Origin of the sequence: Croceibacterium aestuarii, from assembly GCF_030657335.1 — a bacterium.
In the GTDB taxonomy this organism is placed as follows: domain Bacteria; phylum Pseudomonadota; class Alphaproteobacteria; order Sphingomonadales; family Sphingomonadaceae; genus Croceibacterium_B; species Croceibacterium_B aestuarii.
In genome coordinates this window covers 1727341-1740753 of sequence record NZ_CP131039.1, presented here as the reverse complement: position 1 = coordinate 1740753, position 13413 = coordinate 1727341, and the positions used below count along the sequence as shown (strand labels likewise).

14 protein-coding genes are annotated in these 13413 nt (G+C 66.5%); 3 read left to right on the top strand and 11 right to left on the bottom strand.

Features of this window, described 5'->3' with window-relative positions; all coding sequences use genetic code 11:
* Nucleotides 1–355: 355 nt before the first annotated feature.
* Genes Q7I88_RS08515 through Q7I88_RS08500 form a run of 4 tightly spaced genes read right to left on the bottom strand, consistent with a single transcriptional unit; the run spans nucleotide 356 to nucleotide 3387 of the window.
* On the bottom strand, nucleotides 356–712 hold the full coding sequence (locus tag Q7I88_RS08515) for a DUF2794 domain-containing protein (RefSeq protein WP_305095491.1): 357 nt from the start codon (nucleotides 710–712) through the stop codon (nucleotides 356–358).
* Nucleotides 712–1434, bottom strand: coding sequence for a serine O-acetyltransferase EpsC (epsC, locus tag Q7I88_RS08510; RefSeq protein ID WP_305095490.1), 723 nt, complete (start codon nucleotides 1432–1434; stop codon nucleotides 712–714). The genes Q7I88_RS08515 and epsC overlap by 1 nt, the downstream gene beginning before the upstream one ends.
* 54 nt (nucleotides 1435–1488) lie before the next feature.
* Nucleotides 1489–2100, bottom strand: a complete 612-nt coding sequence (locus Q7I88_RS08505; RefSeq protein WP_305095489.1) for a P-loop NTPase family protein — start codon at nucleotides 2098–2100, stop codon at nucleotides 1489–1491.
* Between the two features lie 12 nt (nucleotides 2101–2112).
* The gene (locus Q7I88_RS08500) at nucleotides 2113–3387 is read right to left on the bottom strand and encodes a heavy-metal-associated domain-containing protein (RefSeq protein WP_305095488.1); all 1275 of its coding nucleotides are present in this window, start codon (nucleotides 3385–3387) and stop codon (nucleotides 2113–2115) included.
* A 72-nt stretch (nucleotides 3388–3459) separates the two neighbouring features.
* On the opposite strand from Q7I88_RS08500, the gene purM reads away from it, so the two are divergent.
* Nucleotides 3460–4548 (top strand): phosphoribosylformylglycinamidine cyclo-ligase, encoded by a 1089-nt coding sequence (purM, locus tag Q7I88_RS08495; protein ID WP_305095487.1) that lies wholly within the window; start codon nucleotides 3460–3462, stop codon nucleotides 4546–4548.
* On the opposite strand, the gene Q7I88_RS08490 is transcribed toward purM, so the two are convergent.
* Nucleotides 4538–5614 carry an AI-2E family transporter gene (locus Q7I88_RS08490; protein WP_305095486.1) on the bottom strand — a complete coding sequence of 359 codons (1077 nt, stop codon included), beginning with the start codon at nucleotides 5612–5614 and terminating at the stop codon, nucleotides 4538–4540. The two genes, purM and Q7I88_RS08490, sit on opposite strands and share 11 nt — an antisense overlap.
* A gap of 68 nt (nucleotides 5615–5682) precedes the next feature.
* Here Q7I88_RS08490 and purN point away from each other — a divergent pair, with 68 nt between their 5' ends.
* Entirely contained in the window at nucleotides 5683–6636 is a 954-nt protein-coding gene (gene purN / locus Q7I88_RS08485) for a phosphoribosylglycinamide formyltransferase (RefSeq protein ID WP_305095485.1), read from the top strand.
* Between the two features lie 58 nt (nucleotides 6637–6694).
* Here purN and Q7I88_RS08480 read toward each other — a convergent pair whose 3' ends face one another.
* The 6 genes from Q7I88_RS08480 to Q7I88_RS08455 form a co-directional block, all read right to left on the bottom strand.
* A complete protein-coding gene (locus Q7I88_RS08480; protein ID WP_305095484.1) occupies nucleotides 6695–7375 on the bottom strand; it encodes a methyltransferase family protein in 681 nt (226 codons plus the stop codon).
* A 37-nt stretch (nucleotides 7376–7412) separates the two neighbouring features.
* Nucleotides 7413–7844, bottom strand: coding sequence for an ester cyclase (locus Q7I88_RS08475; RefSeq protein ID WP_305095483.1), 432 nt, complete (start codon nucleotides 7842–7844; stop codon nucleotides 7413–7415).
* A gap of 67 nt (nucleotides 7845–7911) precedes the next feature.
* Nucleotides 7912–8325, bottom strand: a complete 414-nt coding sequence (locus tag Q7I88_RS08470; protein WP_305095482.1) for a nuclear transport factor 2 family protein — start codon at nucleotides 8323–8325, stop codon at nucleotides 7912–7914.
* 102 nt (nucleotides 8326–8427) lie between these two features.
* On the bottom strand, nucleotides 8428–8850 hold the full coding sequence (gene ndk / locus Q7I88_RS08465) for a nucleoside-diphosphate kinase (RefSeq protein WP_305095481.1): 423 nt from the start codon (nucleotides 8848–8850) through the stop codon (nucleotides 8428–8430).
* 74 nt (nucleotides 8851–8924) lie between these two features.
* Complete coding sequence (locus tag Q7I88_RS08460) at nucleotides 8925–9362, bottom strand: DNA polymerase III subunit chi (protein WP_305095480.1); 438 nt, start codon at nucleotides 9360–9362, stop codon at nucleotides 8925–8927.
* Between the two features lie 44 nt (nucleotides 9363–9406).
* The gene (locus tag Q7I88_RS08455; RefSeq protein WP_305095479.1) at nucleotides 9407–10870 is read right to left on the bottom strand and encodes a leucyl aminopeptidase; all 1464 of its coding nucleotides are present in this window, start codon (nucleotides 10868–10870) and stop codon (nucleotides 9407–9409) included.
* A 97-nt stretch (nucleotides 10871–10967) separates the two neighbouring features.
* Here Q7I88_RS08455 and Q7I88_RS08450 point away from each other — a divergent pair, with 97 nt between their 5' ends.
* The gene (locus Q7I88_RS08450; RefSeq protein ID WP_439648330.1) at nucleotides 10968–13298 is read left to right on the top strand and encodes an LPS-assembly protein LptD; all 2331 of its coding nucleotides are present in this window, start codon (nucleotides 10968–10970) and stop codon (nucleotides 13296–13298) included.
* Nucleotides 13299–13413 lie beyond the last annotated feature (115 nt).

Here is a 13413-nt window from a genome sequence, read left to right as displayed (position 1 = left end):
CGCAAACTGCCGCGCAGGAATATTGGCCGCCGGACGGGCGTGCCCAAGCTTTCGGGTGTTGGTGAATAATGCCGGCAGGACAGGTTATCGCTTCGAGGCAGAGCGCGCCCTCCGCCTGAATATCGGCTCGGCTCCCAGGCAAACACCTCGAGCATCTTCCCCCCTGTGCCCGCTGTCGAAGCACCGAAGACAAATTAGGCTCGCAAAATTGATAGTGTCAACAAGCCTTTTGAGCGGTTCAGAGATGCAGCGAACGCAAACGCGTTGAGCCGAGCGGACCGGCATTCTTCCTTCGCGTTCCTGCGAGAGATGTGGCAGCTCTCGTGCCGAGATATCGGCGCCCGGAGACTCCGCTTTAGTCGCCTACAACCTTCACCAACCGCCGCTCGACCGGGGCGAGCACGCTGGGCAGTTCGTGCCCGCGCTTGAGCACTTGGCCGTGTTCGCCGAACAGTGTCCACATGCCCTGCTTTGCCCTTAACGCCGGGCGCTTCTCGAGACGCATCTGGGGTACGTCGGCGGTGCGACGGAAGGCCGCGAAGCTGGCGCAATCGCGGGCGAAATTCATCGCATAGTCGCGCCACTCTCCTGCAGCGACCATCCGGCCGTAGAGATCGAGGATGCGGGCAAGTTCCGCACGCTCGAAACCGACCTGGTTCGGTTGGCGGCCTGGAAAGGCGAGGATCTGCCCGGCAGCGGGAAGCCGCTCCATCAGCTGCCCGTCTTCTTGCGCCCCGTGCGGGCGGTGCCGCGAGCGGCCTCGCTTTCGGGCAGCGGCGTGTCGGTGCGCAACTTGGCGAGCTCGTCCTGCAGCTGGGTCAGCCGCGATTCCAGTTCGTCGATGCGCCGCGTATCGGGCTCGCACGGTTCGTCGCACGGCGTCCCGTAGGGGATGAATTCCTTGAGCCAGGTCTCCGCCGGGACCAGCGTCGATCGCGCCTTGAGGCCGATCATCGTCGCACCTTCGGGCACGTCGTCGGTGACCACTGCATTGGCGCCGACTCGTGCCCGCTTGCCGACGGTGATCGGGCCGATGATCTGCGCTCCGGAGCCGATGATCACGTCGTCCTCGAGCGTCGGATGGCGCTTGCCCGCTTCGCCATTGGTGGGGTTCGTGCCGCCCAACGTCACGCACTGGTAGATGGTGACGTTGTCGCCGATATGCGCGGTTTCGCCGATGACGGTGAAGCCGTGATCGATGAAGAAGTTCCTCCCGATCGTCGCGCCGGGATGGATGTCGATCGCGGTCAGGAAGCGGGCCGTATGGTTCACCGCCCGGGCGAGGAAAAACATCTCGGCCTCGAACAGCCAGTGGGCGAGGCGATGGAAGCCGAGCGCCCAGACGCCCGGATAGAGCAGGACTTCCCAGCGGCTGCGCGGCGCCGGGTCGCGCGCCTTGACCGAGTCGAGATAGCTGATCAGGCGTTCGAACATAACGTCGGGATTCTCCCCCAAAAACCGGGCCAAGGCAAGCACGGCACATGCGTGTTAGAGCAGGCGCGGCTCGTCGGGTCCTTCGACCGCCTCGAGCGCGGCCCGCCACACGGCAAGCGTAGGCGGCGCTTTGCGTTCGAGGCTCAGCCGGTCGATCGCCTCGACCAGCTTCTCGATCGTCAGGTAGGAACGCGATGCGCGCGGGACAAGATAGGCTGCGGCCTCCGGTGCGAGGGGCAGCCCGCGCTCCGCCGCCAGCGAAAGCAGCATTTCGGTCGCCAGCGCATCGCCAGGCTGGAATATCTCGAGCTGCAGCGCCGCGCCAAGGCGGCTTTGCAAGTCGGGCAGCGCGATGTTCCACGGCGGCTCCCCGCCGACGATCAGCAGCGCGCGGCCCTTCTCTTGCGCCCGGTTCCAGCGGTGGAACACCGCGTCCTCGTCGAGCTGATGTGCATTGTCGAGCGCATCGCCCTTGCCACTGGACTCGAACCACTTCGCGAACAGCGACTTGCCCGAGCGCGGCGGGCCGGTGAGGACTGCTGTGCCGAACGGCCAGCCTGCGGGACGAAGCAGCGCATCGGCAACGTGCGCATTGCCTTCGCCGAGCACGATCTTCGCCGGGCCGACGCCGGCCCTGCGGGTCAGCGGAAGGGCAATTTGCGACATTGCCGGCGCACTCTAGCGCCGGATCGACAGCGCGTTGCCGGCCGATTGCACCTGGAACCCGCGCGAACGCAGCGCCGCGGCGAGATCGGAAATGTCCCCGGCGTAGGACACGCGCATGACCGAAACGCCGCCGATCGCCGTCGAACTGATCACCGCGCCGCGCACGCCCGGTGCGCTGCGCACCAGCGTCAGCGCCTGGTCGTAGCTCGCCGCATCAGGCGTTGCGAACTGGACGGCGTAGCTGTTGACGACTTGCGGCTGGCCCGGCGGCGGTGTGGTCGAGGGCAACGGCTCTGCCGGCACCGGGGTCGGCACGACCTCGGGACTGGCCTCTGCGCGCTCGGCGGCGCGCGCCGCATCGATCAGCGCCTGGATTTCCGGACTGACCTGAATCGATTGCCGCGACAGCGTGGGGTCGGGCCGCAGCTTGCCGTCGGCCAGCGCCTGGCTGAACATCGCATCGAAGCGCGTCACGGCCTTGCCGAGCATCGCCGGCAGGCCCTGCTCGTCGGGTGCGGTCATCGTGAACGAACCGAGGAAGGTATTGTCCGGGCCGAAGCGGGCGGTGAAGATTCCGCGGATCGGGCCGCCGGGCCATTGCCGCTCGAGCCGGGCAATGGGCACGATGATGTCTGCGGCGCTGAACTCGTCGAGGATGTTGTTCCACCAGGCGCGGCTGCGGCGATTGACCTGGCCATAGGTGAGCAGCAGCGATTCTCCGTTCGCGCCGCTCGGGCGCACGTAGTCGATCGCGCTGGCCCCGGCTTGGAACTCGGCCCAGGCCTGCTGCCAGGGATTGCGCACCTCGTACATCGTCGCAGCGCCGCCACTGATCAGCACCGGCAAGGTCAGCATCGGCGCGGAGTGCGAAACCTCTCCGCTGCCAGCGCCGAGCAAGCCGCCAGCGCGCTTCCGATCGAAGATCACCCCGAGCCTGGCGACATAGCGCCGCGGCCCCAGCGTTTCGGAATCGATCACGATGGCCGATACCAGCGACTCCAACTGATGGTCGGGGATCTTCGGTCCCTTGAGCTGCGCCCACGCCTTGCGCTGGGCTTCGAGCCAGCCCTTCTGGCGCGCATCCTCGGAATCCTTGCCGGTAACGTTGACCTCGATTCCGTCGACGGTGATGTCGGCGGTGCTCGCCACGGGGGCGATGCCGCGGTCGCCCTCGACCTGCGCCCAGAGCACGCCAGCGGTGGCCAGCAACGCCAGTGCCAGGGCACCGGCGACGAGGTACAGGCGGTTGCGCTGCGGCGCGCGGGAGGGAAGGAGGAGCGCAGTCATCGGGGGAAACCGCCCGCCTATTGCCCAATGGCGAGTGGAAATCCAAGGCCGAATAGGTAAAGCGGTCCCGCAATGAGCATCGACAATCGCTACACCTACGAAAAAGCCGGAGTATCGATAGATGCCGGCAACGCCCTGGTCCGGGCGATCGGCCCGCTGGTCAAGGCCACCCGCCGCCCCGGCGCCGACGGCGAGATTGGCGGCTTTGGCGGGTTCTTCGATCCGAAAGCGGCGGGCTACAACGATCCCTTGTTGGTGGCCGGTAACGACGGGGTCGGCACCAAGCTCAAGCTCGCGATCGAACACGATCGTCACGACGGCGTGGGCATCGACCTCGTCGCGATGTGCGTAAACGATCTTATCGTGCAGGGCGCGGAGCCGCTCTTCTTCCTCGACTACTTCGCCACCGGCAAGCTGGAGAACGGCGTGGCCGAGCGAGTCATTGCCGGCATCGCTCAAGGCTGCACGTCGGCCGGCTGCGCGCTGATCGGCGGCGAGACTGCGGAAATGCCCGGGATGTACGCGCCTGGCGACTATGACCTGGCCGGCTTCTGCGTCGGCGCCGTCGAGCGCGGCGAGCAGCTGACCGGGGAACGCGTCGCTCCGGGCCATGTCCTGCTCGGCCTCGCCAGTTCGGGCGTGCACTCCAACGGCTTCTCGCTGGTTCGCCGCCTCGCTGCCGACAAGGCCTGGGACCTGAACGCCGAATTCGGCGGCGCGGGCACCCTGCTCGATGCGCTGATCGAGCCGACCCGGATCTACGTGAAATCCCTCCTGCCCGTGGTGCGCGGCGGCAAGATCGATGCCCTGGCCCATATTACCGGCGGCGGCCTGCTCGAGAACATCCCGCGCGTGCTGCCCGAAGGCACCCACGCCGTGGTCGACGCGGACGATTGGGAACAGCCGGCGCTGATGGCCTTCCTGCAGGCGCAAGGAAATATCGAACCCGCAGAGATGGCCCGGACCTTCAATTGCGGTATCGGCATGATCCTGGCCGTACAGCCGGAACTCGCCGGCGAGTTCGTTGCCGAACTCGAGGAAGCCGGCGAACAGGTCGTCCACGTCGGGGAAATCTCGGCGGGCGGGCGCGGATGCACCGTACGCGGCGCGGCGGGTACCTGGGGCGCCGAAGAGCCATGGGAAGCCGTCTTCACCGCCTGAGTGGCGGGCCGCGGGGCCGTGTCTTGGCGGGCACCCCTTCGATATCCTCGCCCAGTGTGTCGCGCAGGTAAAGCTCGCGAATCCCGACATAGGCGACCACCAGCAGCGCTCCGGCGAAAAACACGCCGTAGATGCCGAACACCGCACCCACGCCGAGGATCACGAACAGCGTCAGCGCCGGGGGAATGCGCACCACCCGTCGGTTGACCAGCGGGGTCATCAGGTAGGCTTCGAACAGCCGCGCGACGACGTAGCCCGCCACCGTACGCCAGAACACCGAGCCCCCGGCGGCGGCCGCAAGACCGATCGACGGCAGCATGGCGACGGCCGGGCCGACATAGGGCACGAACTCCGAAAGACCGCCGAGCAGGCCGAGCGCGGCCCAGCTCTCGAGCCCCGCCCACCACAGCGAGGCGGAAATCAACACGGTCATGATGGCCATCGTGACGAGCTTGGCCTTGAGCCAGAGCTTGAGGGCCGTGATCACCTGGTCGAGCGCGTGCTCCACCGCCGCGCGGCCCGGAGGCGGGGTGAGCAGCACGATGGCGCGGCGATAGGGGCGCGGATCGACGGCGATGAACATGGCCCCGACCAGCACGATGAGGAAATTGAGCAGCAGCCGGCCGCTGCCCAGCACGACGTCGCCAAGGCGGCTGGCGATCGCCTCGTCCCCTGCGGCCGACCGGATCGCCTCGACGATCGCCGCGCCCACCTCGCTCGAACCGAGGTTGCGCTCGATCGAGGATAGCGTTCCGGGCAGGTCGCCAAGCATCGCGGACAGCTCGCTGCCGAACTGCACGACGAGCAACCAGCCAACTGTCGCAAACAGGGCGAGGATCAGCAAGGTCCCGAGGGCCAGCGCCAGATGCTTGTTGGCGATCCCGATACGCTCGAACAGGTGCGCGGCGCTGCGAAACATCACCGCCCCGAGGATCGAACCGAACGCGAGCAGCAGGAGGTCCGAGGCCCGCCACAGCACGACCAGCGCCGCGCCGGCGAGAATCGTCCAGATAAGGCGCCTGAGAAAGGGCCAATCTTCTGGGGAGGGTTGGAAAACGGGCAGCATGCGGGCAGGAACGAGACGATTCGCGAGGCGGCCCGTTCCCGGGCCTCTCGCCGGCGAGGGAGCTGGAGATGGACCGCAAGGCGCGCGTTGCCGTGATGCTCTCGGGCAGCGGCACGACGATGTCCTCGCTGCTCTTCCAGTCCCGACTGCCGGACTGCCCTTACGAAATCGTCCTCGTCGCCAGCAACGTGCGCGAGGCGCGGGGGCTGAAGATCGCCGCGGCCGAGGATATCCCCACCTTCGCGCACCCGCACGGCGGGCTCGAGCGCGAAGCGCACGAGGTGATCATGCACGAGGCGTTGAAACGAGCGGACGCCGAATACATCGCGTTGGCCGGTTACATGCGCGTCCTGACCGCAAGCTTCGTCGCCAAGTGGGCCGGGCGGATGGTCAACACCCATCCTTCGTTGCTGCCCAAGTTCAAGGGCCTGCACACTCACGAGCGGGCGATCGAAGCGGGCGAGAGCCACGGCGGCTGCTCGGTCCACATCGTGGTGCCCGAACTCGATGCCGGCCCGCTGCTCGGCCAGGTGCCGGTCCGCATCCTGCCCGACGACACCCCCGAAACGCTGCAAGCGCGCGTGCAGATGGCCGAATACCAGCTCTACCCGCGCTGCCTCGGCGACTACGTCAGCCGCGAACGCGACCCCGCCTGGCTGACCCGGAGGGTGCGCGAACGCGCGCTGGCGCTGCCCGAGGCGGAGGAGACAAGCTCGCACGGCATGCCCTGCTTCGGCATCGCCAAGGGCAAGAAGTTCGCCTACGTCAGCATCGATCATCACGGCGACGGGAGGACCGCGCTGCTGATCAAGATCGACGGACCGGACGAGCAGGCGCAACTCATCGACCTCGACCCGGATCGTTACTACCGCCCCGCGTATTTCGGCGACGGCTGGATCGGCATCCGGCTCGACCTCGGCGATACCGACTGGGAAGGAATCGCCGACTGGCTGCAACGTTCGTGGCGCAGCGTTGCGCCCAAGCGTCTGACTGCCCTGCTCGACCTGGCGGACGAGTTTTAGGTCAACGCCGCTTGCCCAGGCCCGGAAACGCCGACCCGACCCTGCGCCGGCAGCTGAGTTACGATTCGCCGAAATGGGCGGCGAGATCGCGTTCTTCGTGGGCGATCGCCAGGAAGATGTAGACCGTGAAGCCGCCGGCGAGGAGCAGGTGGCTATAGGTCATGTCGGGCGTCGCCCAAAATGCGAGCAGGAATCCGCTGTACAGCGGATGCCGCGCCCAGCGGTAAAACAGCGGAGTCCGGAAGATCGGCATGCTCGCTTCACCGCCGCGGGAATGGCTCCGGGTCTGCTCCAGACCGAACAGCTGGAAGTGGTTCATCAAGAGCGTCGAGACGAACGCGGAACCCCAACCGATGAAGAACAGAGCCCAGATCACGGTGCGCCAGGCCGCGTTGCCGATCGACCAGAGCTGTCCGCTCACGGGATGCCATGCAGCGAACAGCACGGCGAGCGCCAGGGCCGACGCGAGACAATAGACCGAACGCTCGAGCGGCGCAGGCACCACCTGCACCCACCGCGCCTTGAAGGATCGACGCGCCATCACCGAATGCTGCACTCCGAAGAGGACGATCAGCACGACGTCGATGACCAGCGCAACGCTACTCGGGGCGTAATAGCCCTTGTCCACATGCGTCGGCAGGGGATCGAACGCTCCGACGAAGCCGATCAGGTACAGGAAGGCAGCCAGGAAGGCGGCGTAGCATGACGCCGAAACAAGCATGGCCGACGATCTTGGCATGGAATTCCTCCCTACCGGCAGGGGTAACAACTCGGGATCAGGACGCCGACTTCGCCTCGCTGTTCTGCGGCAGGTAGGACATCAACTGCACCGTGTCGTTCGCGCGGAAGCTCTGCCAGCACCTGATGCGAGCCGCCCCAATTTCGAGGCGCCAGGCGGAGACAGTGTGAAAGCGCCGGTTGTCCGATAGCGTGCGGCCCGTCATCACCACCGTATCGCCGGCCGTGTCGCAGCCTTGAACGTCGAGCCGGAAGTCGGGAGCGTCTCGCAACATCGCCATCATCGCAGCGATGAACGCGCCGATGCCGTCGAGCTGGTTTTCTTCGGAGTCGACATAGTAGAAATCGTCGGCTGCGAGGCTGCGGAAATCGTCCCACCGCCGCTCGTTTATGGCAGCGACTGCAGCCATCGCCACTTCGCCGGGCGATTTGCCGAACAGGGCGTCGTACAGGGCTTGCCGGAACGGCATCGCCGGAAGCTAGCCCACGGACCGGCATTTCCATAATACAAAAAGCTTTGCACCCCGTGGGTGGCGTTCAGGGCCGTCCACGAGCGTAGCGATAGAGCCGCAAGTTGCTGTTGGCGCGGAAGTTGTGAAGGTAGGTGATCCGCCCTTCGACGACACCGAGCCGCCATACTGCCGCGGTTCGGAAGCTGTGCGGAGCGGCATAAGAGCTCCCGCGCATGATCACGACGTCCTGCTCGACGTCGTATGAATCGATCCTCAATTCGAAATCGGGGACTTCGGAGACAAGATTCCGGATTGCGGCCAGATAGGCTTCGGGGCCGTCGACCCTGTGACTGTGGCCGTCTTTGAAATGGAAATCGTCCGCCAAAAGATCAGCGAGAGCGTCCCAGGCGCGCGTATTGATCGCCTCGATGCTCGCCTTCGCGACCTCGAGCGGAGCTCTCGGGCTTTGCCGTCGCTTCAGTCTGGTCAGCCAACCCATTGTCCCGCAAGGATAAACCCTCAGACCCTGCGATGCCAAGCAAAAGCGGCCGCCGGGTCACCCCGGGCGGCCGCCAAGAAACCTTCGATCAAATGGAGTTCGTCAGCCGACGATTTCGTCGGGCTTGAAGAAGAATTCGATTTCGATCTTCGCGTTTTCGTCGCTGTCCGAGCCGTGAACCGTGTTGGCCTCGATGCTCTCGGCGAAAGTCTTGCGGATCGTGCCTTCGGCGGCGTCGGCCGGGTTCGTCGCACCCATCACGTCGCGATTGCGCTTCACTGCGTCCTCGCCTTCGAGCACCTGGACGACGACCGGGCCGCTGGTCATGAACTCGACCAGCTCGCCGAAGAACGGGCGCTCGCGGTGGACGCCGTAAAAGCCCTCGGCCTGTTCGCGGCTCATGTGGATTCGCTTCGATGCGACGACCCGCAGTCCGGCGTCTTCCAGCATCTTGGTGACTGCGCCGGTCAGGTTGCGGCGCGTGGCGTCGGGCTTGATGATCGAGAATGTGCGGGTGACCGCCATGGAGATTTCCTCAGGTTCGGATGTTGGGAGAATTCGCGCGCGCCCCTAGCCTCAGGTTGCATGAGGCGCAAGCCTTACGCCTTCTGGACCCATTTGCCCTCTTCTTGCGCGAAATAGCGGCGCTCGACGCCTTCCTGCTCCCCGAGCCTGCGCCAGACTGCACGGGCCGGCTCCAGCGTGGCGTCGTCGAACAGGAAGATGGTCCGTTCGAAACCCAGCCCCGGCTCGCGCCACAGCCCGTCGGCGATGACCGCAAGGCGCGCCCCGTTCGCCGCCTCGCATTCGGCCGAAAGCAAGACCGGCTGGCGCTCCGCATGCGGCTCGCCCGCCTCGCCGTTGGCAAGGAACGCCTCGGGATTGTATTCCCACAAGGCCCGGCTCGTCGCTTGGCGCCGCTCGGCATCGGCATCGACGACGAGCAACCGGCCCCCGGTCTTGCGCGCGCGTTCGGCAATCATTGCCACGACGCGCTCGATCGAGCCGGAAGATCGCTGCCAGAAATCGAGCTGCACTATCTTCGCCCCGCCATTCCGCCACTTGAGGCCGGGAACGCCAACTAGCCTTCCAGCACGTCGCGCACGTAGCGGTCGATCAGGCGCACGCCGAAGCCGGTGGCGCCCTTGCCCCACGTCGCGCCTGCCTTGTCGGCCCAGGCCATACCCGCGATGTCGAGGTGTGCCCACGCCGTTCCCTCGACGATAAAGCGCTGCAGGTATTGCGCCGCGGTGATCGAGCCGGCGTAGCGCGGGCCGACGTTCTTCATGTCGGCGATCGGGCTGTCGAGCAGCTTGTCGTATTCGGCCGAGAGGGGGAAGCGCCACAGCTTGTCGCCGCTTTCCTTGCCGGCCTTGATCAGATTGTCGGCCAGCTTGTCGTCGTTGGAGAACATGCCGGCGTTCTCGTGCCCCAGCGCAACCACCATCGCACCCGTCAGCGTGGCGAGGTCGACGATCGCGGCCGGCTTGAACTCCTTCTGCGCCCACCACAGCGCGTCGCATAGCACCAGACGGCCCTCGGCATCGGTGTTGATGACCTCGACGGTCTGGCCGCTCATGGTGGTGACGATATCGCCCGGGCGCATGGCGTTGCCGTCAGGCATGTTTTCGACGAGCCCGCAGACGCCGATGACGTTGGCCTTGGCCTTGCGGCCGGCGAGCGCGAGCATGGCCCCGGCGACAGCGCCGGCGCCGCCCATGTCCCACTTCATGTCTTCCATGCCCGCCGGCGGCTTGAGCGAGATGCCGCCGGTGTCGAAAGTCACGCCCTTCCCGACGAACACGGTCGGCGCCGCACTGCTTTCGCCGCCCATCCACTTGATGCACAGCAGCCGCGCATCGCGCGCCGAGCCCTGCGAGACGCCGAGCAGCGCCCCCATGCCGAGTTCGCGCATCTGCTTTTCGTCGAGCACGACGATTTCCGCTCCGGTGCCCTCCAGCCGCTCGCTGACGCGTTCGACGAAGCTTTCGGGGTAAATCACGTTGGCCGGCTCGGCGACCAGCTCGCGGGTCAGCTCGACCCCGGCCGCCACGGCCTGTTCGACCTCCCAGGCCGCTGGCGTACCCTCGGGCGCAGCGATCACGACCGCTTCGGCAAGGGTCACCTTCTGCTCGTCCTTGAGCTTGGTGCGGTAACGGTCGTAACGCCAGGTGCGCAGGCGCAGGCCGGTCAGCACGGCGGCGACTTCGGCGGCATCGAGATTGCCCCCCGAGACGTCGAGGGCGAGCGCCTTTTCGCCGCTCGCCATGTAGCGCGAGGCGAGCGCGGCGCCGGCCTTCTCGAGCGCCGCGCGGCGTCCTTCGGCATCGGCTTTGCCGGCGCCGACGAGGACCTGGCGCACGACGCGTCCGTCGCGCTCGGCGAAGCTTTCGAACAGCTGCCCCGTCTTGCCGGTGAAGCGCGCTGCCGCGGCGCCCTCGCTGTCGCTGCGCGACAGGTCGGCGGGCAGCGCCTCCTGGTCGACGATCCGGGCGACGAGCCGCGGCGTACTGGAATCGGCTGATGCGGCGAAAGTGATCTGCATGGTCTCTCCGGTGAAACGAGGGCCCGGCACGCCGTAGCGCGCGACCCGGTATATGGATGGCGTTGCAGTTAGAGAGCGCCGGTGCGATAGGCAAGCCATGCTCCCCGACCGGCAGTCTTCGCTGCAAGCCCCTCCCCGCCGCTTGCCCGCAGTCCGTTCGGGAACAGCCGCTGCAATGGTCCTGGCGCTCACCTGGCCGGCACTGGCCGCGGCCCAGGACGAGACCGCCGGCGGCAACGCCGCGCAGCAGGATCCGCTCGCCGCGCGGCCGGTGGAAGCTGCCCCGGTCCCGCCTCCTGCGCCTGAGTTCAACGCCGCAGGCGAACGGCAGATCGCGTTCGAAGCCGACACGCTGGCCTACGACAACGGCGACGAAAGCGTCACCGCGTCGGGGAACGTGCTGCTACGCTCGGGCGACCAGTCGGTGCGCGCCGACGCGGTCACCTGGAACCGCATGACCGGCGAAATCGTCGCCAGCGGCAACGTCCGACTGGTCGATGCCGACGGAAACCAGCTCTTCACCGACCGCCTCGAGTTGACCGAGGAACTCAAGGCGGGGGCAATGCAGAACCTGTTGCTGGCTTTGCGCGCGGGCGGGCGGCTGGCCGCCGAGCAGGGCGTGCGCGACGAGCAGGGCAACGTCGTTCTGACCCGTGCCGCCTATTCCGGCTGCGCGGTGACGAGCGAAAATGGGTGCCCGAAGAAACCGAGCTGGCGCATTACTGCCGACCGGGTGATCTACGACGCCGCGACCAGCACGATCCGCTTCAAGGGCGCTTTCCTCGAAGTGTTCGGCCTGCGCGTCCTGCCGCTGGTGGCACTCAGCCTGCGAACCGATGGCGGACCCAAATCGGGCTTCATGGTGCCCGACTTTGGCTATAGCAGCTCGAACGGTCTCGAGGCCGGCGAGAACTTCTATCTGCGGCTCGCCGACAACCGCGACCTCGAGCTTTCGGCCCGCGTTTACAGCAAGACCGCGCCGATGGTCTCGGCCCAGTACCGGGCGCTGACCGATGCCGGCGCCTATCAGATCACCGGATACGGAACATTTGGCTCGCGCCTTCCGCTCGGCGCGACAACGCCCAAGGCCCAGACCGATTTCCGCGGCTATCTTGCCGCCAACGGGCGCTTCCAGCTCGACCCGTACTGGGACCTTACGGGTTCGGTCCGGGTGGCCACCGACCGCACCTTCCTGCGCCGCTACGACATCAGCCGCGACGATCGCCTGCGTTCGACCTTCAATCTCGAACGGATCGACGACGATTCGTATTTTTCGCTCGCCGGCTGGGCGACCCAGGTCCTGCTGACCAACCAGAGCCAGGGGCAGGTGCCGATCGCGCTGCCGGTCATCGACTATCGCCGGCGGCTCGAGGATCCGCTGCTCGGCGGAAAGATCGAGCTGCAGGCCAACAGCCTCGCCATTGCCCGGACCTCCGGCCAGGACACTCAGCGCGCCTTTGCCAGCGCCAAGTGGGACCTACGCCGGGTAACCTCGCTCGGCCAGGAGGTGACCTTCACCGCTCTCTTGCGCGGCGATGTCTACCACTCCGACGAGAACGACCTCACCCGAACCGCTCTCTATCGCGGCATTCCGGGCTGGCAGACGCGCGGCGTGGCGATCGGGGCGATCGACGTGAAATGGCCCTTCGTGGGCGAGGCGCTCGGCGGAACCCAGGTGTTCACCCCGCGCATCCAACTCGTCGCCAGCCCCAAGATTCGCAATTTGGCGATTCCCAACGAGGATGCGCGAGCGATCGATCTCGAGGACAGCAACCTGTTCGCGCTCAACCGCTTTCCCGGATACGACCGTGTCGAGGACGGGGTGCGCATGACCTACGGGGTCGACTGGTCGCTCGACCGCCCCGGCTGGCGGGTGCGCTCGACCATCGGCCAGTCCTATCGGCTGAGCGACAAGCGGACGCTGTTTCCCGACGGTACGGGACTCAACGAACAGTGGTCGGATTTCGTCGGCCGGACCGAAGTGCGCTACCGCGATTTCATCAGCCTGACGCACCGTTTCCGGCTCGACAAGGACAGCTTTTCGGTGCGCCGAAACGAGGTCGACATGACCGTCGGCACCGATCGCACATACGTCGAGCTGGGCTACCTGCGGCTCAACCGCAATATCGACCTGACCTTCGAGGATCTGCAGGACCGCGAAGAGCTGCGCGCGGCGACGCGCGTCGCCTTCGCCCGCTACTGGTCCATGTTCGGCTCGGCGGTGGTCAACCTGACCGACCGCCGCGAGGATCCCAACCTGACCTCAGACGGCTTCGAGCCGCTGCGCACCCGCCTGGGCATCGCCTATTCGGACGACTGCCTCGAATTCGGCGTGACCTGGCGGCGCGATTACGTGACGATCGCCGACGCGCGCCTGGGCAATTCGTTTGCCGTGTTCTTCTCGCTCAAGAACCTCGGATTGCGCTAGGCCCGCAGCATCCACACTGGCGATGCACAGCCTAAGCCGCGGACGTTGGCAGCCACGAGCAAACACGCTATCGGCCTCACGCTCAGGTGCGGTTCAGCCGGTTTTTGGCAACCGG